This window comes from Thauera terpenica 58Eu, from assembly GCF_000443165.1.
Classification (GTDB): domain Bacteria; phylum Pseudomonadota; class Gammaproteobacteria; order Burkholderiales; family Rhodocyclaceae; genus Thauera; species Thauera terpenica.
This window is the reverse complement of record NZ_ATJV01000081.1, coordinates 156,927-178,575: the sequence shown is the minus strand read 5'-3', so window position 1 is coordinate 178,575 and position 21,649 is coordinate 156,927. Positions and strand designations below refer to the sequence as shown.

At 66.2% G+C, this 21,649-nt stretch carries 21 protein-coding genes; 7 read left to right on the top strand and 14 right to left on the bottom strand.

Going from position 1 to position 21,649, the window contains the following annotated elements:
• Positions 1 to 171: 171 nt before the first annotated feature.
• Positions 172 to 987 carry an NYN domain-containing protein gene (locus M622_RS35700; protein WP_021250516.1) on the bottom strand — a complete coding sequence of 272 codons (816 nt, stop codon included), beginning with the start codon at positions 985 to 987 and terminating at the stop codon, positions 172 to 174.
• Positions 988 to 1,278: 291 nt separating this feature from the next.
• Here M622_RS35700 and M622_RS35695 point away from each other — a divergent pair, with 291 nt between their 5' ends.
• Positions 1,279 to 1,695 (top strand): ribbon-helix-helix domain-containing protein, encoded by a 417-nt coding sequence (locus tag M622_RS35695; RefSeq protein WP_021250515.1) that lies wholly within the window; start codon positions 1,279 to 1,281, stop codon positions 1,693 to 1,695.
• The gene (locus tag M622_RS35690; RefSeq protein ID WP_245543094.1) at positions 1,692 to 3,038 is read left to right on the top strand and encodes an extracellular catalytic domain type 1 short-chain-length polyhydroxyalkanoate depolymerase; all 1,347 of its coding nucleotides are present in this window, start codon (positions 1,692 to 1,694) and stop codon (positions 3,036 to 3,038) included. Before M622_RS35695 ends, M622_RS35690 begins: the two co-directional genes overlap by 4 nt.
• A gap of 68 nt (positions 3,039 to 3,106) precedes the next feature.
• Here M622_RS35690 and M622_RS35685 read toward each other — a convergent pair whose 3' ends face one another.
• The 9 genes from M622_RS35685 to thiS form a co-directional block, all read right to left on the bottom strand.
• On the bottom strand, positions 3,107 to 3,532 hold the full coding sequence (locus M622_RS35685; RefSeq protein ID WP_021250513.1) for a type II toxin-antitoxin system VapC family toxin: 426 nt from the start codon (positions 3,530 to 3,532) through the stop codon (positions 3,107 to 3,109).
• Positions 3,529 to 3,756 carry a type II toxin-antitoxin system Phd/YefM family antitoxin gene (locus M622_RS35680; RefSeq protein WP_021250512.1) on the bottom strand — a complete coding sequence of 76 codons (228 nt, stop codon included), beginning with the start codon at positions 3,754 to 3,756 and terminating at the stop codon, positions 3,529 to 3,531. The genes M622_RS35685 and M622_RS35680 overlap by 4 nt, the downstream gene beginning before the upstream one ends.
• 139 nt (positions 3,757 to 3,895) lie before the next feature.
• Complete coding sequence (locus M622_RS35675; RefSeq protein ID WP_021250511.1) at positions 3,896 to 5,134, bottom strand: toxic anion resistance protein; 1,239 nt, start codon at positions 5,132 to 5,134, stop codon at positions 3,896 to 3,898.
• A gap of 16 nt (positions 5,135 to 5,150) precedes the next feature.
• A complete protein-coding gene (locus M622_RS35670) occupies positions 5,151 to 6,086 on the bottom strand; it encodes a hypothetical protein (RefSeq protein WP_021250510.1) in 936 nt (311 codons plus the stop codon).
• Positions 6,086 to 6,718: a YbhB/YbcL family Raf kinase inhibitor-like protein gene (locus M622_RS35665; RefSeq protein WP_021250509.1), complete on the bottom strand. Its 633-nt coding sequence runs from the start codon at positions 6,716 to 6,718 to the stop codon at positions 6,086 to 6,088. The genes M622_RS35670 and M622_RS35665 overlap by 1 nt, the downstream gene beginning before the upstream one ends.
• A 57-nt stretch (positions 6,719 to 6,775) precedes the next feature.
• Positions 6,776 to 8,617 (bottom strand): signal peptide peptidase SppA, encoded by a 1,842-nt coding sequence (gene sppA, locus M622_RS35660; protein WP_031347405.1) that lies wholly within the window; start codon positions 8,615 to 8,617, stop codon positions 6,776 to 6,778.
• A gap of 12 nt (positions 8,618 to 8,629) precedes the next feature.
• Complete coding sequence (trmB, locus tag M622_RS35655) at positions 8,630 to 9,436, bottom strand: tRNA (guanosine(46)-N7)-methyltransferase TrmB (RefSeq protein ID WP_021250507.1); 807 nt, start codon at positions 9,434 to 9,436, stop codon at positions 8,630 to 8,632.
• Entirely contained in the window at positions 9,433 to 10,230 is a 798-nt protein-coding gene (locus M622_RS35650) for a thiazole synthase (RefSeq protein WP_021250506.1), read from the bottom strand. The genes trmB and M622_RS35650 overlap by 4 nt, the downstream gene beginning before the upstream one ends.
• 160 nt (positions 10,231 to 10,390) lie before the next feature.
• Positions 10,391 to 10,594, bottom strand: coding sequence for a sulfur carrier protein ThiS (thiS, locus tag M622_RS35645; protein ID WP_021250505.1), 204 nt, complete (start codon positions 10,592 to 10,594; stop codon positions 10,391 to 10,393).
• Positions 10,595 to 10,791: 197 nt separating this feature from the next.
• Between thiS and metX the strand changes: the two genes are divergently transcribed.
• Positions 10,792 to 11,919, top strand: a complete 1,128-nt coding sequence (gene metX / locus M622_RS35640; RefSeq protein ID WP_031347403.1) for a homoserine O-succinyltransferase MetX — start codon at positions 10,792 to 10,794, stop codon at positions 11,917 to 11,919.
• Between the two features lies 1 nt (position 11,920).
• Positions 11,921 to 12,511, top strand: coding sequence for a methionine biosynthesis protein MetW (gene metW, locus M622_RS35635; protein ID WP_021250502.1), 591 nt, complete (start codon positions 11,921 to 11,923; stop codon positions 12,509 to 12,511).
• Positions 12,512 to 12,623: 112 nt separating this feature from the next.
• Here metW and M622_RS35630 read toward each other — a convergent pair whose 3' ends face one another.
• Positions 12,624 to 12,941 carry a hypothetical protein gene (locus M622_RS35630; protein WP_021250501.1) on the bottom strand — a complete coding sequence of 106 codons (318 nt, stop codon included), beginning with the start codon at positions 12,939 to 12,941 and terminating at the stop codon, positions 12,624 to 12,626.
• 240 nt (positions 12,942 to 13,181) lie between these two features.
• On the opposite strand from M622_RS35630, the gene M622_RS35625 reads away from it, so the two are divergent.
• From M622_RS35625 to can, 3 genes are all read left to right on the top strand, one after another.
• Positions 13,182 to 14,705 (top strand): AmpG family muropeptide MFS transporter, encoded by a 1,524-nt coding sequence (locus M622_RS35625; RefSeq protein WP_021250500.1) that lies wholly within the window; start codon positions 13,182 to 13,184, stop codon positions 14,703 to 14,705.
• Between the two features lie 107 nt (positions 14,706 to 14,812).
• Entirely contained in the window at positions 14,813 to 15,562 is a 750-nt protein-coding gene (locus tag M622_RS35620) for a uracil-DNA glycosylase family protein (protein WP_021250499.1), read from the top strand.
• A gap of 138 nt (positions 15,563 to 15,700) precedes the next feature.
• Complete coding sequence (gene can / locus M622_RS35615) at positions 15,701 to 16,348, top strand: carbonate dehydratase (RefSeq protein WP_021250498.1); 648 nt, start codon at positions 15,701 to 15,703, stop codon at positions 16,346 to 16,348.
• 41 nt (positions 16,349 to 16,389) lie between these two features.
• Here can and M622_RS35610 read toward each other — a convergent pair whose 3' ends face one another.
• The 3 genes from M622_RS35610 to M622_RS35600 form a co-directional block, all read right to left on the bottom strand.
• Positions 16,390 to 18,579: a primosomal protein N' gene (locus M622_RS35610; protein WP_021250497.1), complete on the bottom strand. Its 2,190-nt coding sequence runs from the start codon at positions 18,577 to 18,579 to the stop codon at positions 16,390 to 16,392.
• 406 nt (positions 18,580 to 18,985) lie between these two features.
• Positions 18,986 to 20,056 carry a uroporphyrinogen decarboxylase gene (hemE, locus tag M622_RS35605; protein WP_021250496.1) on the bottom strand — a complete coding sequence of 357 codons (1,071 nt, stop codon included), beginning with the start codon at positions 20,054 to 20,056 and terminating at the stop codon, positions 18,986 to 18,988.
• 133 nt (positions 20,057 to 20,189) lie between these two features.
• Positions 20,190 to 21,647 carry a TrkH family potassium uptake protein gene (locus tag M622_RS35600; protein ID WP_021250495.1) on the bottom strand — a complete coding sequence of 486 codons (1,458 nt, stop codon included), beginning with the start codon at positions 21,645 to 21,647 and terminating at the stop codon, positions 20,190 to 20,192.
• Between the last annotated feature and the right edge of the window lie 2 nt (positions 21,648 to 21,649).

Genomic DNA, 21,649 nt, shown 5'->3' with positions numbered 1-21,649 from the left:
TCAGCTCGCTCTAGGGCTGGTTTCGGATCTCACCGGTCGCTCGAATGACGACTCTGCTACTACCATGTGTGGCAGCAAATGGCCGAATGCAGCCAGACGATCAATAAACCTCCCCACGCCCGCTTCCACCATCAACCCCATTGCTTGCAACCCCAACCCGCCCAACCAGACCTACCGCTTGCTCTTGGCCCTAATGTAAAGCACCTTGCTCGTCCCACCCGCCGCGGTCCGCTCTTCCGTAACGAACAAATCATCACGACCTCGCACCAGATCAGACAGCTTCTTGTAGCCATGAAGGCGCGAATCGAAATCCGGTTGGATCTTCTGCAGGTAACTGCCGAAGGTGCCGAGGTGAGCCCAGCCGGAGTCATCAGCGGATTTCTCCAGGGCTTCCATCAGAAAGTCGGTCGGAAACGCGGTGCGTGCCATCGTGCCCGCCGGCGCTGCGGTGGCGCCGGGCGCCTCTACGGCAGCCGGTGATCCGTTCGCTGACGCGGCAGTTTCGGGGGGTGCAACCGGCTTGCGCAGCACTTCCGTGAACACGAACTTGTGGCAGGCATTGCGGAATGCCTCGGGGGTTTTCTGTTCGCCGAAGCCATAGACGAGCAGCCCCTCTTCTCGAAGCCGCACGGCCAGGCCGGTGAAGTCGCTGTCGCTGGTGACCAGACAGTAGCCATCGAAGCGGCGGGTGTAGAGCAGATCCATGGCGTCGATGATCATGGTGCTGTCGGTCGCATTCTTACCCGTCGTGTAGGCGAACTGCTGGACAGGTTTGATCGAGTAGCGATTCAGGACCTTCTTCCACGACGCACTGGTGGGCGAGGTGAAATCGCCGTAGATCCGCCGAACCGTCGCTTCACCGAAACGGGCGACCTCCTCGAGCAGGCCCTCGATAACCCCGGCCTGGGCGTTGTCCGCATCGATGAGGACGGCGAGTCGCTTGGGCGACTCTTCCGCTTCTACCCTGACGATTGTTTTTGGCTGCATGACGAACCTATTGATTTCGAATATTCGCAGAGTATAGATGGCGCGGCTCCGCGCGATCTGCGGCTTATTCCACGGAGATAAGACGAAACACCGATGCAATGGCTGTTAGACGGGTACGAAGAATTCGAGCAGGGCGGGCGTCGCTGCTTTTGCCGAGCTTCAGACGCCGGAAAACACACCCCTCTCGGCCCCTCGTGGGAAGCGCCCAGCCCGGCGAAGACAACGTTCACGCCTTGACAACCCCGCACCGAAGCCTAAGATACCATCCATACAGATGGTCACGGGATTCCAATGAGCGTACATCAATTCAAGCCAAAGACCGGAGACACGTCCGAGAAGATCACCATCAACCTCGGCGTGATCGACCTCGGGCAGATCGACCTGTTGGTGCAGGAGGGCTTTTATTCCAATCGCACCGACCTCATCCGCACCGCGATTCGCAACCAGTTGAGCACGCATGCCGAGGTGGTCAGGGAAACCGTGGCTCGCAAGACCTTTGTCCTCGGGCTGCAGCACTACAGCCGTGGTGACCTCGAAGCGGTGCAGGCGGCGGGAGAGATGCTGCAGATCCAGGTCTTGGGCCTGGCCAGCATTGCCGACGATGTATCCCCCGAACTTGCCCGCGCGACGATCGATTCGGTCGTCGTGCTGGGTGCCTTACATGCCAGTGCGGCGGTCAAGGCCGCGCTGGCAGACCGAATCCAATGACGCGCATGGCGCGAAACCCGGAGATTCAGATCATGAATGCAAGACTACAAGCGGGATTGCTCGAAGCGACCCGCCTTACTCGCGCGGGGCAATTGCTCGAAGCCACCGCGATGATTCAACGTGTTCTGCGTGGCGAGTCAACGCCGCCCGCGGCGGACGAGCCTCCACGCGCCGACGCGCAGACCACGCTTGAAGGCGAATGCCGCGTTGTCGAGTCCGAGCCAGCCGTGCTTACTGGAACAGTGGACGCGGCGCCGCGTGCATCGCGCGAACCCGCACAGCCGGACCCCCAGCGCGCTGCGGCCTCAGCGCAGGGATTGGGAGCCCGGCTGCGCGAAAAAATCCGCCAGCATTGGCGCGAATTTCGCAAGCCCACGCCCGGAGCAGAACCCGCGTCGGTCGGCAGCCCCGGCGTCGTGCCGGAGGGCGAGCGCTTCGTCACTGCCTCATATACCAACTACGTCGGCACCCGCAGCTACAAGCTGTATATCCCCAGTGGCTATCACGGTCAGCCGCTGCCGCTGGTCGTCATGCTCCACGGCTGCACGCAGAGCCCCGACGATTTCGCCGCCGGCACCCAGATGAACGCGCTGGCCGAGGCGCAGCTGTGCTTTGTCGCCTACCCCGCTCAGACGCATGCGGCCAATAGCTCGAAATGCTGGAACTGGTTCAAGGCCTCCGACCAGCAGCGTGACGGCGGCGAGCCCTCGCTCATTGCCGGACTGACGCGCCAGATCGCCGACAACTACAGCATTGACCCGAAGCGGATCTATGTGGCCGGGCTCTCAGCCGGCGGGGCGATGGCCGCGACCATGGCCACGACCTATCCCGATCTGTATGCGGCAGCGGGCGTCCACTCCGGACTGCCCCACGGCGCAGCCCAGAACCTGCCCGCCGCGCTTGCCGCGATGCAGGGCAGCCAGCGCATGTCGCACAGCCGGCACTCGACCGGCGGCTCCCACACCGATCCCGCGTGCGTGCCGACCATCGTGTTCCATGGCGACCGCGATACCACCGTGCACCCGTGCAATGGCGAGCAGGTGACCGCCCAGTCCATGTCGTCGCATGCCGCGCCGGGGGCCACCGGTGCCAAGGACGCGTTGCGCGTGATCGTGGAATCCGGCAAGGTCCCCAACGGCCACGCCTACACCCGCAGCACCCACCATGACGCGAACGGTAGGCCCCTGGTTGAACACTGGTTGATCCACGGCGCCGGCCACGCCTGGTCGGGCGGAAGTCCGCGCGGCTCCTACACCGACCCCAAAGGGCCAGATGCCAGCCGCGAGATGCTGCGATTCTTTTATGAGCATCCGCAGGGTGCTGTCTCCCGGCGCGCTTCGTAAGCGGGTGAGCACTGCGCGCGCTGCCGCGCCATGTGGAAGGCGCTGCACGCGGGCGATGCGCTGCAGGCTCAGCCGGGCACATCCTCACATGCGATGTTATGGAATGCAGCAGCCTCGTTAAGCCGGCGGTCGAGACTGGCCAGCCGGGCGCCGAGTCGGCGTGCGATGGCCAGATGCAGCGCATCGCCCGCGCGCAGCGCCAGCGGCGCGTCGATGAACACGGCGGCGGTGCGGAAGTCGGCGGGCTCGACCTCGACGGTGCGCAATTCGGCCGAGACGAAACGCTGGAAGTGCGCCAGCGCTTGCTGCCGCGTGGCACCGTCGATGGCGCCGGTGCGCTGCTTGATTCCACCGACACTGGCCATTTCGGTGAGCGTCCACGCCGAAATCACCAGGCCTTCACGGCGCAGGAGCTCAAGATGGTCGAGCACGCGCACCGCGCCCGGTTCGCGAAAGAACAGCGCGCCGACGACCGAGGTATCGAGATAGATCACAGCAGGTCGTCTTCGCGCATCTGGGCCACGCTGGGGCCTTCAGTCGGTTCAGCTGCGAGCCAGGCGCGCAACGCGGCCCAGCCATAGCCACCCGCTCCGGGTTCGGCCACTAGGCGCGCCACCGCCTGGCCTCGGCGTGTGATCAGCACATCAGTGCCGGCCTCGACGTCGGCGATGAGGCTGGACAGGTGGGACTTGGTCTCAGCGACTGAAGCGGTTTTCATGTGCGCTCCGTTTAATGTGGTCAACTGTGAGCTCATTTTGGCTCCAGTTGACCATTCTGTAAACTGGGGCGACAAAACCGCACTGTCCACAGCGCGCGCAACAAGCAGGGTCGCCGCCTCATCAGCGCCCGGCGTCTGATCAAGGCACCGGCTCGGCCCGATTGCCTTCGTCCATGCGGCGGATTGCTTCGCCACCTTGCGAGGCGAGCGCGGCGAGGCGGTCGATCTGAGCGTCGAGCTTGGGCAGGGCTTCGCGGCGGTAGCGCGACAGGTCGTCGATGGCGCCGAGCACGTCGGCGAAGGCCTGTTCGAGCTGGCCCATGTCGAGCATGGTCGAGGCGGCGCGAGTCTGGATGTCCACCCCCTGGGTGCGCAACGCCTGCGCGGTGCCGGCGATGAGCGCCGAGGTGGTCTGGTTGAGCGCGGCGACGCGGTCGAGCACCAGGCGCTGGTTGGCCAGCCCCAGGGCCACGGTGACTGCGACGTTGAGCGCTGACACGGTGACATTGATGGCGCGATCCACGCCACGGATCAGCTCGCGGTTGTTGCGGATGACGACCTCGAGCGCGAGCACGCCTTGCTGGCTGACCGCGACCTGCTGCTGCAGGTCGACGATGCGCTGGCGCAGCGGGAAGAGCAGTTCTTCCTCGACGAAGGCGCGCCGCGGCGCCGGCAGCGTGGCGGAGGCCGCCTCGCGCACCAGGCGGCGGTCGATCATGCGGCCGATTTCGACCTGGCGCTCGAGCTGGGCGAGGATGGCGCGCAGCGATTGCTGGTCGTCGGCCAGGGTCAGGTTGTCGCGCCGCAGCATGTCGGCGCCGCCTTGCAGATCGCCGATGATGGCGTCGAGCGCGTCCTGCGCTTTCTCGTACTTCTGGAAGTAGCGCTGCATCGGCTTGCCGACGCCGGGGATGAAGGCCAGCGCGCGTGACAGGCCTTCGCCGCTCAGCTTCTGGCGGCTGGGGTCGAGGTCCACCATCTTGTCGCGCAGCGCGAGCAAGGCCTGGGCGACCGGACCGCCTTCGTCGCCCTGATGGGCGAGCTTGCGGATCGGCGCCTGCAGCATCTCGCTGCGCCAGGCGGCCTGGCGCTGCAGCTCGATGCCCATGCTGTCGACCGCTTCGCGCTGGCGATGCAGCGCAGCTTCGTCGGCGGCGAGCGCGTCGCGCACGAAGGCATCGGCGGTGGCGGCGAGTTGGGGGTCTTCGGGTGCTTCTTCAGGCTGCGGCGGCACGACCTCGCGCGCGATGTCTTCGATCGGCGGCAGCGACAGGCCAGAGCGCGGCTGGGCTTTGGCGGCAGACCCGCCACCGCCGCCCTGCTCACCGGCAGGTGCTTCGAACAGCGGGCTTGAAAAAGACAGCAGCGGCAGACTCATCACGGGATTCCTCGGCTTAGGGCTGGCGGCCGTACAGGCCGGCACGCTCGGCAAAGCGGCGCAGTTCCTGCAGCGCCTGCTCCATGTTGCCGGCGCCGCCGCCCTGCGCGCGGCCGGTGTCGATGCGCGCCACGGCGACGGCGACGTCGTCGAGCGCGGTCAGCGCGGCCTCGTTGCCGGCGGCGATCTCGGCCAGTCGGCGTTCGGTTTCGTCGGCGATGGCGAGGCGGCGTTGGAGGGCGTCGCGTTCGGTGGCACCCAGCCGCGCCGCTTCGCGCGTCAGGCGCTCGCGCACGAAATCAGCGTCGAGCCCCGCGCTGCCCTGCACCAGCGCCAGCATCGCCCCCAGGCCAGCGGCGGCCTCCTGCACCACCTCGCCGACCAGGCCGCGCGCGCGTTCGTAGGTGACTTCGCGCACATCGAACTTGTCATCGAGGACATCGAGCGCGCGGTGGTAGCGGGTGAACAGGCGGTCGGCGTGCACGGCGAGATCGGGCCGGCGCAGGCCGACGAGGTCGCGCTTGATCTCCCACAACTGCATCACCACGGCGTCGGCAGCGGTGGGGGCGAAGTCCGGGTCCAGGCTGAGCAGGCCGCGCTCGCCTTGCGCCTGCGCCGCCTGCTGGCGCTGGCGTTCACGCGCTGCCGCACGATCACGGCCGGCGCGCGCGGCCCGCCAGCGCCGCCAGCGCTTCTCCACGAACAATTCCACCGGCACCGCGGCCAGACCGGCCAACCAGCCACCGACACTGGCGCCCAGCCCGCCCCAGAAGGAGGTAAACAGCAGCAGCATCGCCACCGTCGGCATCACCAGCGCATAGCGCAGGATCACCTGCCAGCGCGAGGCGAGCTCTCCCGGCACCACCAGCCGCGGGTCGTACAGCCCGGTCAGAAACCAGGGCATGACCGACATCAGCAAGCCGAAGGCGAGCCCCTGCATGAAGTCGAACATTACGCAGCGCCGAGCGCCGGGTTGAGCGTGTAGGTGCCGCTGATGCTGGCCTGGGCGAGCACATGGCCCTCGATGGCTGCGCGCACCTCGGGGCCGGTGAAGCGTCCCTCGACTGCACAGCGCGCTACATCCAGCGCATAAAGCGTGAACACGTAGCGGTGCATGAGCTCGTCATTCCACGGCGGGCAGGGGCCGTCGTAGCCGTAGTAGTCGCCCTTCATCGCCTCGTCGCCAGCAAACCAGCCGGTGTAGTCGTTGAGGCCGTGGCGTGCGCCCATCTGGGTTTGCGGGCCGGGCTTGCCGTGCGCGGTGATCCCGTCGCAGAACTGTCCGGCTTCGATGGCGCGCAGGTCGGCGGGCAGATCCACCACCACCCAGTGGAAGAAATCCACCCGCGCCAGACTCGCCGGCACGCTGCGCCCTTCCTGGTTCACGTCGTCGCCCTGGCTGGGCACGTCAGGGTCGTGACAGATGAGCACGAAGGACTGGGTGTCATCCGGCACGTCGAACCACGCCAAGTGCGGGTTGCGATTGGGCGCGAGGCTGACATGGCCCTCGGCGGCGGGGATGCAGAAGGCGAACTCACCCGGAATCGGCGCGCCGTCGGAAAAGCTCTGGCTGCTGAGTTTCATGCTATCTCCTTGCTCGGTTATGGGGGAAGGGGAAAGAGCGCGGCTAAACCCTCTGTGTCAGGGCGCTTCGCACAGGCAATGCATGTATACATGTTGCGGATCGTTCCAGCGCAACAGTTCGGCGGCAGGCGCTTGCAGTTCGCTCAGCAGGCGGGCAAAAGGCGCCGGTGTGCGCACGGATGCCACCGGCTCCAGGCCGAGAACCTGGGCAAAGTTCGACAGCCGGCGCAGCAGGCGCTGCTCGAGCGAGGCCCCTGCCTCTGGCCACACCACCTCGTAAGCGCTGACGCCGGCGCGCGCGGCGGCGGCGGCGATGGCCGCATCCAGGCCGCCGAGCTGATCGACCAGACCCAGCTCGAACGCCGCCTTGCCGGTCCACACGCGACCCCGGGCGACCTTGTCGACCTCGGCCGCGCTCATGTTCCGCGCCTTGCCCACCACCGCGAGAAAACGCCGGTAGCCATGTTCGATACCGAGCTGCATGGCGCCGGCGGCGGCCGCGTTGAGCGGACGACGCGGATCAAGCGCACCGGCGAGCGGCGCGGTGGCGATGCCATCGACGCCGATGCCGAGGCGCTTCAAGGGTTCGGAGAACTCCGGGAACATGGCGAAGATGCCGATCGAGCCGGTGACCGTTGCGGGCGCCGCCCAGATCTCGTCCGCCCCCGCCGCAATCCAGTAGCCACCGGAGGCTGCCACCGAGCTCATCGAGGCAATGACCGGCTTGCCCGCCAGCCGCGTCAGCTCGAGTTCGCGGCGAATGACTTCGGACGCCCAGGCGCTGCCGCCCGGGCTGTCGATGCGCAGCACCAGAGCCTTGATCTGCTCATCCTCACGTGCAGCGCGGATGAGCGCGGCGAAGGTGTCGCCCCCCACCACTCCGGCCGGCTCACGCCCATCCATGATCGCGCCCTGCGCCACCAGCACCGCGATCTGGTCGTCGACCTGCGGCAGATCACGGCGCGTGGCCGCGAGGTAGGGCCCGACCTCGACCATGCGCACATCCTCGCCCTCGGCATCCATTCCGACCAGCGCGATCAGGCGCGCGCGCCACTCGTCGCGGGTGCTGAAGCGATCGACCAGGCCGCTGTTGCGCGCCGCCAGGGCGGCGTCGCCACCGGCTGCGGCGAGCACATCGCGATAGTTGTGCACCAGCTCATCGACCGCTTCGGGGCGCAGCTTGCGCGCGCTGGCAATATCATCGCGCAGCAGAGTCCACAGGCCATCGAGCAGATCGAGCGAGGCCGCGCGGTCCTCGTCCGACATCTCGCTGCGGGTAAAGGGCTCGGAGAAGGACTTGTATTCGCCCACCCGGAAAACGTGCACCTTCACCCCCAGCGTATCGAGCGCGTCCTTGAAATAGGCGCTGTAGCGTGCCAGGCCGAGCAGCAGCACGAAACCGTCGGGCGACAGATGGAGCTCATCGGCGACGCTGGCGAGATAGTACTGAGCCTGGGTGAAGCGCTCGCCACGCGCCAGCACCTGCTTGCCCGAGGCCTTGAAGTCGAGGATGGCGGCGCGCAGCTCGCCGAGCTTGGACATGCCGCCCGACATCAGGTCATCGGTTTCGATGATCAGCGTGGTGATGCGTTCATCGTCCTTGGCACGGCCCACCGCTTCGAGTAGATCGGCGAGCGCGGTCTGACCGACAGGTCCGCCTCCCGTCGTCAACAGTTCCAGCGGGCGCTCGAACACCGCCTGCTCGACCAGGCTGCCGGCCGGGCGCAGCAGCAAGGCCGAGCCGTCCGCAATCTGCGGCTCGGCGCGGAAGAAGAAGGCCACCACCATGCCGATGCCAAAGATCAGCAGCGCATAGAACAGCCCGCGCACGACGAAGTCCAGGGTGCGCACGAACAGACGCAGCATGGTGAAGATGAAACGGAACAAGCCTCGGATCAAACTCTCTCTCCCTCAGTCCGCGCGGCGGCGGAACACCAGGTCCCACACGCCATGACCCAGCTTGAGACCACGGTTTTCGAATTTCGTTAGCGGGCGGTAGGCCGGGCGCGGCGAAAAGCCCTCCGCGCTGTTGTACAGCAGCGGCTCGGCGCCCAGAACATCCAGCATCCAGTGCGCGTAATCCTCCCAGTCGGTGGCGCAATGCAGATAGCCACCGGGAGCGAGCTTGCGTGCGACCAGGGCGACAAAATCGGCCTGGATGATGCGGCGCTTGAAGTGGCGCTTCTTGCGCCAGGGGTCGGGGAAGAAGATGTGCACGCCCGCGAGCGTGCCGTCGCCGAGCATGTCGCGCATGACCTCGACCGCGTCGTGCTGCATGACGCGCACATTGCTCAGATTGGCTTCGGCGATCAGCTTGCACAGTGCGCCCACGCCTGGCGTATGCACATCGATGGCGAGAAAGTCATGATCGGGCATCGCCGCCGCAATCTTCGCCGTGGTCTCGCCCATGCCAAAACCGATCTCGAGGATCTTCGGCGCGCTGCGGCCGAAAGCCTGGTCGAGGTCAAGCGCGGCGACGCGGTAGTCAATGCCGATCTGCGGCAGCATGGTGTCGAGGTAACGCTGCTGGGCCTCGGACATGCGCCCCTGGCGCAGCACGAAGCTGCGGATGCTGCGGCTGGAGAAGCGATGCTCGGGGCTGTCGCGGCCGATGATCTCGACGCCGGCGACCACCTTGTGCGGCGCCGACGCGTCGTGCGCGGGCAGGGTGGCCTCAGTGCGGGGCTCAGCCGCTGGCTCAGGATTCCCGGTGCTCATGAACCGATCAACCCTTGCGTGGGCGAGCTCGGGTCGGCGGAGTAGAACTTGCGCGGCATGCGCCCGGCAAGGAAAGCCTCGCGCCCGGCCTCGACCGCCTTCTTCATCGCGCTCGCCATCAGCACCGGCTGGCCGGCAGCGGCGATCGCAGTGTTCATCAGCACGCCATCGCAGCCCAGCTCCATCGCAATGGCGGCGTCCGAGGCCGTGCCCACGCCGGCATCGACCAGCACCGGCACCTTGGCGTTGTCGATGATCAGGCGCAGATTCCACGGGTTGAGGATGCCCATGCCGGAGCCAATCAGGGAGGCCAGCGGCATCACCGCCACACAGCCGATGTCTTCCAGCATCCTGGCCTGGATGGGGTCGTCGGCGCAGTACACCATGACCTCGAAGCCCTCCTTGACCAGAGTTTCGGCCGCTTTCAGGGTCTCGGGCATGTTCGGGAACAGGTTGCTCGGGTCGCCCAGGACCTCGAGCTTGACCAGGTCATGGCGGCGATCCTCGGTTGACAACAGCTCACGCGCCAGGCGCAGCGTGCGCACCGCATCTTCAGCGCTGTAGCAGCCGGCGGTGTTGGGCAGGATGGTGAACTTCTCGGGCGGCAGCACCTCGAGCAGGCTGGGCTCGCCCGGGTTCTGGCCGATATTGGTGCGGCGGATGGCGACGGTGACGATCTGCGCGCCGCTGGCGTCGATGGCTGCGCGCGTTTCGGCGAAGTCCTTGTACTTGCCGGTGCCGACCAGCAGCCGCGAGTTGTATGCCGTGCCGGCAATGACCAGGGGGTCGTTCATGATGGAGACCTGTGCTGTGCTTGGGAAATGGGGGAGAAGAACGGGGGAGGGGCCGCGCCGACGCGGAAAGGTCGCCACCCTGTTTGCCGGTGGCATGGCAAGGCTTGGCGTGGCGAGGCCTGGAGACGTGCGCAAACAGGCGCGGCGCTCGCGGCCGGATTCAGCCGCCGCCGACGGCGACCACGATCTCGAGCCGGTCGCCGTCGGCGAGCCTGACCTCGGCATGGCGCGCCTTGGGCACGATCTCGCCGTTACGCTCGACGGCCACCCGTTTGCCGACGAGGCCGCGCTCATCGAGCAGCGCAAGGACAGTGGAGTTGGGCGCCAGCACTGCGGGCTGGCCATTGACGGTGAGCTGGATCATGGCGATGCGGAGGGTGGTGGCGGGTGAAAATCTTATCACGTCGCGTGGTTTGACTTTTCTCGTGGCGGGCGCTAAGTTCGCCCGACCTAGCGCCGATTTGACCAACAGCTTGCGGGCGCTCAACAAATACGGCTAAAGCGAGGGCACCCAGTCCGCTGCTTCAGCCGGCTGGGTTTTTTGCTTTACACATGACGAACATGATCCAAGCTCAATCCGTCGGGGTCGTCACTGCGCAACGGGCAGACTTCAACACCCCGCTCAAGTTGCGCAGCGGCGGACAACTCGACCAGTACCACCTGGTGTTTGAAACCTACGGCACGCTCAACGCCGCGCGCAGCAATGCGGTGCTGGTGTGCCATGCGCTGTCCGGCTCGCATCACCTCGCCGGCCGTTACGCTGACGAAGCGCACAACATCGGCTGGTGGGACAACCTCATCGGCCCGGGCAAGCCGCTCGACACACGCAAGTTCTTCGTCATCGGCGTCAATAACCTCGGCAGCTGCTACGGCTCGTCCGGGCCCAACCAGATGAACCCGAGCACCGGCAAGCTGTGGGGGGCTGACTTTCCCTTCGTCACCGTCGAGGACTGGGTCGAGTCGCAGGCGCGGCTGGCCGACCAGCTGGGCATCGAACGCTTCGCCGCGGTGATCGGTGGCAGCCTGGGCGGCATGCAGGCGCTGTCGTGGTCGCTGCAGTTTCCGGAGCGTGTCGGCCACGTCGCGGTAATTGCCGCCGCGCCCAAGCTCACCGCGCAGAACATCGCCTTCAATGAGGTCGCGCGCCAGGCCATCCTGACCGACCCCGACTTTCACGGCGGGCACTACTACGAACACGGCGTGGTGCCGGCGCGCGGACTCAAGCTGGCGCGCATGGTGGGGCACATCACCTATCTGTCGGACGACGCCATGGCGGAGAAATTCGGCCGCAGCCTGCGTCATGGCCGCAACACCTACAGCTACGACGTGGAATTCGAGATCGAGTCCTACCTGCGCCATCAGGGCGACAAATTCGCCGGTTACTTCGACGCCAACACCTATCTGCTGACCACCAAGGCGCTGGACTACTACGACCCCGCCTTCGAGTACGGCGGCCACCTGCCGGCCGCACTGGCGCGCGCGACCGCCGATTTCCTGGTGGTGTCCTTCACCACCGACTGGCGCTTCTCGCCCGAGCGTTCGCGCGAGATCGTCTACGGCCTGCTGCACAACCGGCGCAACGTGAGCTATGCCGAGATCGACTGCCCGACCGGCCACGACTCCTTCCTGCTCGACGAGACGCGCTATCACGCGCTGCTGTCGGCCTGGTTCGACCGCATCGAGGTATGAAATGACGGCCTATCGTTACGACTATGAAGTGATCACGCAGTGGATCGAACACGGCGAGAAGGTGCTCGACCTGGGCTGCGGCGATGGCGACCTGCTCAAGCACCTGATCCAGGTGCGGCAGGTGCAGGGCTATGGCGTGGAGAACGACCCCATCAAGCTGCAGGCCAGCGTCAGGAACGGCATCAACGTGATCCAGATGGACCTGGAGAAGGGCCTCGTAGGCCTCGAGGACGGTTTCTTCGACCACGTCATCATGAGCCTGTCGCTGCAGGCCATCCACAACACCCAGGGCATCCTGCGCGAGATGTTGAGGGTGGCAAACGAAGCCGTGATCAGCTTCCCGAACTTCGGCTACTGGCGCCACCGCCAGAGCATCCTCAACGGCCGCATGCCGGTGTCCGACAGCCTGCCGCACCAGTGGTACAACACGCCCAACGTGCGTTTTTTCACCATCGCCGACTTTGACGCGCTGTGCGAGATGAACGGCATCGCGGTGCGCGAGCGCCTGGGCTTCGACGAAGGCAAGCTGATACTGGACGAACCCAACTTCCTCGCCAGCGTGGCGGTATACCGCCTGGGGCGGGCGGACTGATCAGGACCAGCAAGCCCCTCAGGCATTCGATCAGCTGAGGGCGGCACTGCACTGCCAGCGGACGGTGGCCGGGGTTTGACTGCAGAACCCGGCCGGCTTCCGCGCCCGCCCTTCAGCCTACAACGAAGGCGGCGACATCGACGCGCATTGCCTGGCGATCGAGGGCCGCTGCGCTCATCAGGGCGAACTTCTTCGCCCACTCCGAGCCCTGCTCGAAGCGGCTCTCACCGCCGTACTTGGCGACGCTGAGGATCATGTCGAGCACCAGCACCTTGCCCATCGGGTTGGAGGGCGTGCACTCGAGCTCTTCGAATTCCTGCGTCAACCAGTTACGCGCCTGGTCCTTGGTCGTGCCCGCCACTTCGGATGCGTGCAACGCAAATTCGTACTCGCGGTTGCCACCGAACACCACGGTCACTGTATAGGACATGAAGGACTCCCTCCTCGAAGCTGAAAATACGCTGAACTTGGCTGAATGCGCGCATTGTTGAGGTAGATGGCGCCAGACGCAAGCAACGTATCGAATTGTGTGGACCGGTGCGCCATTGCCGATCTGCGATAATGTGCGGCCTCGCGATCACGCCTGCATTCGCCGCCGCCCGCGCGACAAGGGCCGCCTCGCTCTCCTCCTGCTTCGTCCCATCCCCGCCTGCGCCTTCATTTGCCCTCCGTGCACTCCCCTCCCGCCCTTGCGCGCGCCTGGCGCCTGTCCGCCATCCTGGTGCTCGGCTTTGCCTCCGGTCTGCCGCTGGCGCTGACCGGCCAGGCCATGCAGGCCTGGCTGACCATGGACGGCGTGGACCTCGCCACCATCGGCTTCTTCGGTCTGGTCGGCGCGCCCTACACCTTCAAGTTCCTGTGGGCGCCGCTGATGGACCGCTTCGAGCCGCCCTGGCTCGGCCGCCGCCGCGGCTGGCTGGCCCTCACCCAGCTCGCGCTGGCGGCGCTGCTGTGGTGGATGGCCACGCTGTCGCCGGTGAGCACCCCCGGCCTGTTCGCCACCGCCGCGGTGCTGGTCGCCTTCCTGTCGGCGTCGCAGGACGTGGTGGTCGACGCCTACCGCACCGATCTGCTGCCCGAGGCCGAGCGCGGCCTGGGCGCCTCGGTGCATGTCTTTGCCTATCGCCTGGCGATGATCGTGTCAGGCGGCATCGCCTTGATCTGGGCGGGGCAGTGGGCCTCGTGGCCGCGGGTGTACGAAACCATGGCGCTGATCATGCTGGCCTGCGCCGCGGTTTCACTGCTGGCGCTGCCGCGCGTATCGGCGGCGCTCAAGGCGCTCGACTCCGATCCCAGGCGCGAGCTGCTCGGCTTTGGCGCGATGCTGCTCGGCGTCGGCGCCGGCTTTCTCATCGCCCGCCAGGCGCTGATCCTGGTCGGGCTGGACCCGAACGACGACAACCGCTGGATCCAGCTCCTGTTCGTGCTCGCCGAGATCGCGCTGGCGCTGCCGCTCGCGGGCTGGGCGGCGCGCCGTGCGGGCTTCGAGACGCTGAACCGATCACTGTCGAGCTATTTCGCCCAGCATGGTGCAGCGGCTTTTCTGGCCCTCATCATCCTCTACAAGCTCGGCGACGCCTTCGCCGGCAGCCTGACCACGCCCTTCCTCATCAAGGGCATGGGCTTTGCGCAGGAAGAAGTCGGCATTGCCAACAAGGTCATCGGCATCTGGCTCACCATCCTGGGCGCCTTCATCGGCGGCCTGATCATGACGCGGCTGGCGCTGTACCGCTCGCTGCTGCTGTTCGGCATCCTGCAGCTGCTGTCGAACTTCGGCTTTTACCTGCTTGCCCAGCTGGGCAAGGGCGCCTGGGGCGCGGTGCTGGTGCCGGCCTTTGACTGGGGCTTCGTCTCGCTCCATGCGCCAGCGGCGCTCGACCTGCTGCTGCTGACCGTGATCGCGGGGGAGAACATCACCGGCGGCATGGGCACGGTGGCCTTCGTCGCCCTGCTGATGGGGCTGTGCAACCAGCGCTTCACCGCCACCCACTACGCCATGCTGTCGGCCTTCGCCGCGGTCGGGCGCATCTACGTCAGCCCGCTCTCGGGCGTGCTGTCGCAGAGCATCGGCTGGCCGGCCTTCTTCCTGTTCTCCATCGTGGTCGCGGTGCCGGGCGTACTCATGGTGTGGTGGCTGCGCGATGCGCTCGGCCGCCTGGGCCGGCCGCAGATCGACGGGGTGGTGGACGATTGATGGGACAGGCAGACATGAGCACGCGCCGCGAATTCATCGCCGACTGTCGCAGCCGTCCACGAGCCGGCTAAACTCGGGCTCCCCCTCGCCTTCTGCCTAGACGCCCGATGACCGTGCCCACTTCGACTGAACCCGCCACAGCGCCCATCCTCATCGACGCTGCGCTCAGCCTGTCGGCAGCGGTGGACGCGATGCATTTCTCCGCACCCGTCACCCACGTCTACAACCCGCTCGACTACGCCTGGAACATCCATCGCCGCTACCTGGAGCGCTTCGGCGCGGGGCACAAGCGCGTGGTGTTCGTCGGCATGAACCCCGGCCCCTTCGGCATGGCGCAGATCGGCGTGCCCTTCGGCGAGATTGCCAGCGCGCGCGACTGGCTGGGGCTGGAAGGCGCGGTCGGGCAACCCGCAAATATCAACGCCAAGCGCCCGGTGCAAGGCTTCGCCTGCACCCGTTCCGAGGTCAGCGGTCAGCGCCTGTGGGGCCTGTTTCGCGCCCGCTTCGGCACCCCGGAGGCCTTCTTCGCCGAACACTTCATCGTCAATTACTGTCCGCTGGCCTTTTTCGAAGGCGGACGCAACCTCACGCCGGACAAGCTGGTGGTGGGCGAACGCCGCCCCTTGCTCGCCGCCTGCGACACCCACCTGCGCACCGTGATCGCCACCCTGCAACCGGAATGGGTCATCGGCATCGGCAACTGGGCGGAGACGCGCGCAATGGAAGCGCTGGGCGACATGCACAAGCTCAAGTTCGGTCGCATCCTGCATCCCAGCCCGGCGAGCCCGATCGCCAACCGCGGCTGGGCCGACGCGGCGACGCGGCAACTGGTGGAGCTGGGGATCTGGGACGGGTGATGCTGCGGCGCACGCAGTCGGCATACCGGGGAAGGCCTCGCGCAGCAAGAACGGCCCCTGCAGCACGCCAAGGCTGACAAGCACCCGCATAGTTATTCATAATTACGGCTTTCCAGCCTTTGCCTACAGACAGCGACCATGCCCCAGACAATCGAACACCTATTTGGCAACAACAAGGCCTGGTCCGAGCGCAAGCACGCCGACGACCCCGAGTTCTTCACGCGCCTGGTCAACCAGCAATCACCGGAATACCTCTGGATTGGCTGCTCCGACAGCCGCGTGCCGGCGAACCAGATCGTCGGGCTGGCGCCGGGTGAAGTCTTCGTGCATCGCAACATCGCCAACGTCGTCGTTCATACCGACCTCAATGCGCTCTCGGTCATCCACTATGCGGTGGCGATCCTGCGTGTGAAACACATCCTGGTGGTGGGGCACTACGGTTGCGGCGGCGTGAAGGCCGCGCTCAACGACAACCACACCGGCCTCACCGACAACTGGCTGCGCCATGTGCAGGACGTGCGCGACCGCCATGAGACGCGCCTGGCACAGATCGACGACAGCGACGAACGCCTGAACCGACTGTGCGAGCTCAACGCCATCCATCAGGTGGTGAACGTGTGCCAGACCCCGATCCTGCGCGAAGCCTGGCAGCGCGGCCAGAGCGTGACCGTGCACGCCTGGTGCTACAGCCTCAACGACGGCCTGATCCGCGACTTGGGTGTGAGCGCCAACAGCCGCGACGAAGCCCTGGAGCTTTACCGCTGCGCCGTCGAGCGCAGCATCTGAGCGCTCACGCCGCAAGACGCTGAACGGCTCGGACTCGAGGGTCAGACCTCGAGCGGGTCGACGTCCAGTTGCCAGCGCAGCTCACGTGCGCTGCGCTGGCAGTACAGTTGCGCCACCCAGTCGGCAAGAAAGGCCTGCAACGGGCCGCGCTGGTCGGATTCGATCAGCAGTTGCGCGCGTTCGCGGCGCGCCAGGCGCGTCATGCGCATCGGCACCGGGTCAAAGATGCGCACCCCTTCGGTCGCGCGCGCGTCGGCCAGGCGCCGGGCGTGACGCAGGAATTCCAGCGCATCGTCCAGCGCAGGGGCGTCGGCACGCAGCATGGCCTGATGGCTGAAGGGCGGAAAGCCCGCGCTGCGCCGACTCTGCAGCTCCATGCGGGCAAAGGCGTCGAAGTCGTGGCGGGCAAGGTGCAGGAAGAGCGGGTGTGCGGGGTATTCGGTCTGGATCAGCACCTCACCGGGCAGGCTGCCGCGCCCGGCGCGCCCGCCCACCTGCATCAGCTGCTGGAACAGGCGCTCGGGGGCGCGAAAGTCGGCCGCGTGCAAGGACGCGTCTGCGCCGATCACGCCCACCAGGGTCAGGTTCGGAAAGTCATGGCCCTTGGCCATGATCTGCGTGCCGACCAGGATGTCGGCGCCGCCCGCGGCGATCGTCGCCAGCAGGCCTTCCCACTGCTTGCGCGTGCGTGCGGCGTCACGATCCACACGCAGTACACGCGCCTGCGGGAACAGCTCGGCCAGGCGGGCCTCCACACGTTGCGTGCCGCGGCCAAAAGGCTGGATGTCCTGATTGCCACAGCTGGGGCAGGCGCGCGGCATGCCCGCATCGCAGCCGCAGTGGTGGCAGCGCAGGCGGCGGTCGACCAGATGCACGACGAGGTTGGCCGAACAGTGCGGGCAGCGGCTCACCCAGCCGCAGGACGGGCATGACAACACCGGCGCATAGCCGCGGCGATTCAGGAACACCAGACTCTGCTCACCGCGCGCCAGGCGCTGGCCAATGGCCGCGAGCAGGCCGGGGCTGAGGCCTTCGTCCAGCTTCAGGCGGCGCACGTCGATGCAGCGCACCGTCGGCATCGCGGCCGCCAGCGCGCGCTGGCTGAGCACCTGCAGCGCATAGCGCTCGTTGTGGGCGTGGTACCAGGTTTCGAGCGCGGGCGTGGCCGAACCCAGCACGACCGGCACGTCGCGCTGGCGTGCGCGCCATACCGCCAGATCCCGCGCCGAATAGCGCACGCCTTCCTGCTGCTTGTAAGAGGCGTCGTGCTCCTCGTCCACCAGGATCAGGCCCAGCCGCGGCAGCGGTGTGAACACCGCCAGGCGGGTGCCGAGGACGATGTCGGCGTGGCCGCTGAGGGCCTGGACGAAGCCACGCGAGCGCGCACCGTCGGCCAGGCCAGAATGCAGGCTCACCACCCTGGCCGCCGCAAAGCGCTGGGCGACGCGCTGTTCCAGCTGTGGTGTCAGCGCAATTTCGGGCACCAGCATCAGGACCTGCCGGCCTTGGGTCAACATGTGCGCAGCAAGACGCAGATAGACCTCGGTCTTGCCGCTACCGGTGACACCATGCAGCAGCCAGCTGCGAAAGCCCTCACCATCCGCCAGCATGGCCTGCAGCGCGCCGTCCTGCTCGGCCGTCAGCGCGGGCAGGCTGCCGGTGGCATCAAGGCGCTGTGCATCTTCGGCAGCCGGCACCAGCCAGCCGCGGCGCAGCAAGTCACCGACCGCCTCGCCGCCCTCACGCTCGCGCACCACGCTGCGCCGCCAGGGCGGGCTGTCCTGCGCCAGCGCCTGCAACAAGGCCAGCGCCTTGCTGGGGCGGCGCGTGGCCTGCAAGGCCTCGGTGCCCGCCACGCCGATGTCGAGCAGCGGGTCTTCGTCCTCGGCGCTGACGCCGTCGGCACGACGCAGTCCGGGTGGCAAGGCGAGCGCGACCACCTCGCCCAGCGGCGCGTGGTAGTAACGCGCGACGAAAGCCACCAACTCCAGCCAGTCCGCGGGCAGAGGCAGCACATCGCGCTGAATGTGAAGCACCGTCTTGAGACGGCCGGGGTCGATGCCGCCATCGACATCGGCATCGCAGGCGAGCGCAACGATCAGACCGTTGCGCTCGCCACGGCCGAATGGCACCTTGACGCAGCGCCCGACGTCCTCAGCCGTCGCATCCGCGGCGAGGTAATCGAACACTTGCGGCAGGGGAAGCGGCAGGGCGACACGGACAATGGGCATGCTGCGCGGGGGCGGACCAGGAAAGACGTTTTATCTCAGCGTCTTGTGATCGATTCGTGAGGACGAATCAAGAAAACACAGGGCAAGTCATTGGCGGAAAAACCGCTCCCGGCGCTTGTCCACAAAACCTGTGGATAAGTTTGTGGGAAAGCTGGGCAAATCGGCCCCAAACCTGCACAGAATCAGGCTTTTCCTTACACTGCCTCAATATCGGTCTTTTGAAAGACTCTTTGTTTTCAATGGCTTATGAAAATGGCCGGATAAGATATGCAGTACACCCTGCGCGCACAGCTGGATCGCGCTGATGTGCATAAGTCAAGCCTTTAAACAACTTTCAAACACCCAATTCGGGCTTGACAGACGCTCGCCGCGCCCCTTCGGAAAGCGGCGAGCGTCAGCGCAGGTATCAGCCCTGGGCGCGCAGCTTGCGGCTGTGCTCATGCACGGTGTCAACCAGCACGGTGACGCTCTCGGGCGGGGTGAACTGCGAGATGCCGTGGCCAAGATTGAATACGTGGCCAGGATGATTGCCGTAGGCGTCCAGCACGCGGCGCGCCTCATGGGCCACGACCTCGGGCGGCGCAAACAGCACGTTGGGGTCGAGGTTGCCCTGCAAGGCCACCTTGTCACCCACCAGCTGGCGTGCGCGGCCGATGTCCATGGTCCAGTCCAGGCCTACCGCGTCGCAACCGATGGCCGCAATCGACTCCAGCCACAGTCCGCCGCCCTTGGTGAACACCACGTTGGGCACGCGCTGGCCGTCACGCTCGCGGATCAGCCCGGCCACGACCTTCTCAAGGTAGGGCAGCGAGAACTCGCGATAAGCGGCCTCGGACAGCACGCCACCCCAGGAGTCGAACACCATCACCGCCTGCGCGCCCGCTTCGATCTGGGCGTTGAGGTACTTGATCACGGCCTGCGCGGTCACCTCGAGGATGTGGTGCATGAGGTCGGGGCGGCTGTAGGCCAGGCTCTTGACCTTGCGGTAGTCGCTCGACGACGCCCCTTCCACCATGTAGCACGCCAGCGTCCACGGGCTGCCGGAGAAGCCGATCAGCGGCACGCTGCCGTCGAGCGCGCGGCGGATCTCGCTCACCGCGTCCATGACGTACTGCAGCTCGGCATGCGGATCGGGCGCGCTGAGGTTGCGGATCTCCCACTCATCCTTGAGCGGGCGCTCGAAGCGCGGCCCCTCGCCATCGGCGAAATACAGGCCCAGGCCCATCGCATCCGGAATGGTGAGGATGTCCGAGAACAGGATGGCGGCGTCGAAGTTGTAACGCGCCAGCGGCTGCAGCGTCACTTCGCAAGCCATCGACGGGCTCTTGCACAGATTGAGGAAGTTACCGGCGCGCTTGCGCGTCTCGCAGTATTCCGGCAGGTAACGGCCGGCCTGACGCATCAACCAGACGGGCGTATGTTCTGTGGGCTGGCGCAGCAAGGCGCGCAGGAAAGTGTCGTTCTTGAGACGGCTCACGTCGAGTCCTTATAACAGTCGTTCAGGGACAATCCCCGATTATCGCCTGTAGGCGGCAGCAATGGGCTTGTCGCGTGTCAAAGCGGCACCGAAACCCGCGCGGCCACAGGCGTGGTGTGCGCCCGGCTGGCGCTCAGCGGCGCCAGAACGCAGGCGTGAGCACGACCAGGAGGGTGAAGATTTCCAGCCGGCCGAGGATCATGGTGAAGGCCAGCAACCACTTCTGGAATGCGGCCAGGGCCTGGTAGTTCGATGCCGGCCCCACCATCTCGAGTCCGGGGCCGGTGTTGTTCAGGCAGGCAACCACGGCAGAAAACGCGGTGATCAGATCCAGCCCGGTCGCCGACAGCACCAGGGTCAGGCTGACGATGGTGACCATGTACATGAAGCTGAAACCCAGCACCGCGTAGAGGATGGTCTCGGGCACCGCCTGCTTGCCCATCCGCACCGGGCGCACTGCATTGGGATGCAGCGAGCGGATGATCTCGCGCAACACCTGCTTGTACAGGATCATCGCCCGCATCATCTTGATGCCGCCGCCGGTGGAGCCCGAACAGGCGATGAAGCTGCCGAGGAACAGTAGCCAGATCTGCGCGAACATCGGCCACGCCGTGTAGTCATCGACGACCAGACCCAGCGAGGTCGAGATCGATACCACGTGGAAGACCACGCTGCGCAAGGTGGCGAGCGGCTCGAGGTGGATCTGCCAGTACATCAGGTAGAGCGTGAGCATGACCACGCTGAACAAGAGCACGCCGAAATAGAAGGGCAGCTCCGGGTCACGCGCATAGGGCTTGAGCGAGCGCCGCACCAGGGCAAGGTAGTGGGTGGCGTAGTTGAGCCCCGCGAGCACCGCAAACACGATGGTCACCAACTCGACGTTGAGGTTGTCGAAATGGCCCATCGAGGCGTCCTTGTTCGAAAAGCCCCCCAGCCCGGCAATGGAAAACGCGTGGATGAGCGCATCCCAGCCCTCCAGACCCGCCCACCACAAGCTCAGGGTGCAGGCCACGGTGAGCAGCAGATAAGTCATCCACAAGCCCTTGGCGGTCTCGGCGATGCGCGGCGTGAGGCTGGTGTCCTTCATCGGCGTCGGCACTTCAGCCTTGAACAGCTGCCGGCCACCGATGCCCAGCAGCGGCAGCACCGCCACCACCAGCACGATCACCCCCATGCCGCCGATCCAGTGCATGAAGGTGCGCCACAGGTTGATCGAGGTCGGCAAGGCGTCCAGCCCGGACAGAACCGTGGCGCCGGTGGCGGTCAGACCCGACACCGCCTCGAAGTAGGCGTCGGTGAAAGCCAGATCGGGGATGTAGGCGAGCAGGGGCAGGGCACCGAACAGCGGCAACACAATCCAGGTCGCGGCGACGAGGAAGAAGCCATCGTGCACCCGCAGGTCGCGACGTGCCCCCCGGGTCAGCACCCAGATCACGAGACCGACCACAAAGGTGGCAAACATCGACTGGTCGTAGGCCAGGGTCGCGCCATCGTCGAGCCACATCGACACCCCGAGCGGAAAGCCCATGAGCAGGCCGAAGATCATGATGATCAGGCCGAGCGCGTTCAAGGCGGGGTAGTAGGCACGCATGC

Coding starts and splice junctions, on each gene's coding strand:
- M622_RS35670 (WP_021250510.1), bottom strand. CDS start 6,086: ATGTTCGACTTCATGCAGGGGCTCGCCTTCGGCTTGCTGATGTCGGTC.
- thiS (WP_021250505.1), bottom strand. CDS start 10,594: ATGATCCAGCTCACCGTCAATGGCCAGCCCGCAGTGCTGGCGCCCAAC.
- trmB (WP_021250507.1), bottom strand. CDS start 9,436: ATGAGCACCGGGAATCCTGAGCCAGCGGCTGAGCCCCGCACTGAGGCC.
- M622_RS35600 (WP_021250495.1), bottom strand. CDS start 21,647: ATGCGTGCCTACTACCCCGCCTTGAACGCGCTCGGCCTGATCATCATG.
- M622_RS35665 (WP_021250509.1), bottom strand. CDS start 6,718: ATGAAACTCAGCAGCCAGAGCTTTTCCGACGGCGCGCCGATTCCGGGT.
- M622_RS35610 (WP_021250497.1), bottom strand. CDS start 18,579: ATGCCCATTGTCCGTGTCGCCCTGCCGCTTCCCCTGCCGCAAGTGTTC.
- M622_RS35620 (WP_021250499.1), top strand. CDS start 14,813: ATGACCGTGCCCACTTCGACTGAACCCGCCACAGCGCCCATCCTCATC.
- M622_RS35700 (WP_021250516.1), bottom strand. CDS start 987: ATGCAGCCAAAAACAATCGTCAGGGTAGAAGCGGAAGAGTCGCCCAAG.
- M622_RS35675 (WP_021250511.1), bottom strand. CDS start 5,134: ATGAGTCTGCCGCTGCTGTCTTTTTCAAGCCCGCTGTTCGAAGCACCT.
- M622_RS35695 (WP_021250515.1), top strand. CDS start 1,279: ATGAGCGTACATCAATTCAAGCCAAAGACCGGAGACACGTCCGAGAAG.
- M622_RS35650 (WP_021250506.1), bottom strand. CDS start 10,230: ATGAACGACCCCCTGGTCATTGCCGGCACGGCATACAACTCGCGGCTG.
- metX (WP_031347403.1), top strand. CDS start 10,792: ATGATCCAAGCTCAATCCGTCGGGGTCGTCACTGCGCAACGGGCAGAC.
- can (WP_021250498.1), top strand. CDS start 15,701: ATGCCCCAGACAATCGAACACCTATTTGGCAACAACAAGGCCTGGTCC.
- M622_RS35680 (WP_021250512.1), bottom strand. CDS start 3,756: ATGAAAACCGCTTCAGTCGCTGAGACCAAGTCCCACCTGTCCAGCCTC.
- M622_RS35690 (WP_245543094.1), top strand. CDS start 1,692: ATGACGCGCATGGCGCGAAACCCGGAGATTCAGATCATGAATGCAAGA.
- metW (WP_021250502.1), top strand. CDS start 11,921: ATGACGGCCTATCGTTACGACTATGAAGTGATCACGCAGTGGATCGAA.
- M622_RS35630 (WP_021250501.1), bottom strand. CDS start 12,941: ATGTCCTATACAGTGACCGTGGTGTTCGGTGGCAACCGCGAGTACGAA.